This is a genomic window from Campylobacter sp. BCW_4321, assembly GCF_001763075.1.
Lineage (GTDB): Bacteria > Campylobacterota > Campylobacteria > Campylobacterales > Campylobacteraceae > Campylobacter_D > Campylobacter_D jejuni.
Genome location: NZ_MJYA01000015.1, coordinates 1 through 877, shown reverse-complemented (window position 1 = coordinate 877; position 877 = coordinate 1). Strand labels below are relative to the sequence as shown.

At 27.1% G+C, this 877-nt stretch carries 1 protein-coding gene; it reads left to right on the top strand.

The annotated features are described in order from the left end of the window. The coding region (locus tag AJN58_RS10290; RefSeq protein ID WP_252322208.1) for a lipase family protein at positions 1 to 877 on the top strand (877 nt) is incomplete at both ends.

The following is an 877-nucleotide window of genomic DNA, read 5'->3' as shown; positions in this document are numbered from 1 at the left end:
GACTAAAAATTTCATTCAAAGATATGAGGTTCAATTTCATCAGCCTAACACTACAAGTGGCTTTAGTGCTACTTTGTTTTATGATAAAGAAAAAGATGAATTTATAGTAGGATTTAGGGGAACTGAAACTGATAATTTTATTAGCTCGATTCAAGATATAGTTCAAGACATAACTCTATCCCTCAATGGCAATATCCAATCTTCTTTTCTTTTAGAATTTTTAGAACAAGTAAATAAAATAATCAAAAACAAACACAAAAGAATTATATTTGTAGGACATTCATTGGGTGGGTATTTAGCTCAAATGGCTTTGATATATTGCGATATTAAATATAAAGACAAATTATCTTTTAGCCCTAATGAAGTTTATACTTTTAATTCCCCTAGTGTTTATGGTTGGAATTTTCCTAATATAGCTATCAACCCTAATACTATAAAAATTATGCAAGATCTTTTAGGAAAATACACTATAGATGTTTCAGAAAAAATCACTCATATTTATGATAATGGTAAAATTGAAATCATTGCTTCAGCTCAATATGGTGCAAGCAATGCTTTAGGTATATATACAGGGAAAAATGATCACTCTATAAAACCTCTTGTTAATACTCTCTATTTTTATTCCTATCTTTTAGAATTAGATGCTAACCATAACAAAGTCAAAGATAAAAGTTTTAGTGAATGTATAGAGTATCTTAATCATTTTATGAAAAATATTCAAATTTATACAGAAACTTTTGTGTTAAAAAATAATGCTATTAATAAAAATAGCTCTTTTGGGTTCAATAAAAACCATCCAGAAAAGATTAACCACTTTGAATATTTTCTTTCATTAATAGCCACCATAATGCAAGAAACAAATGGTATTTTAGAAGAG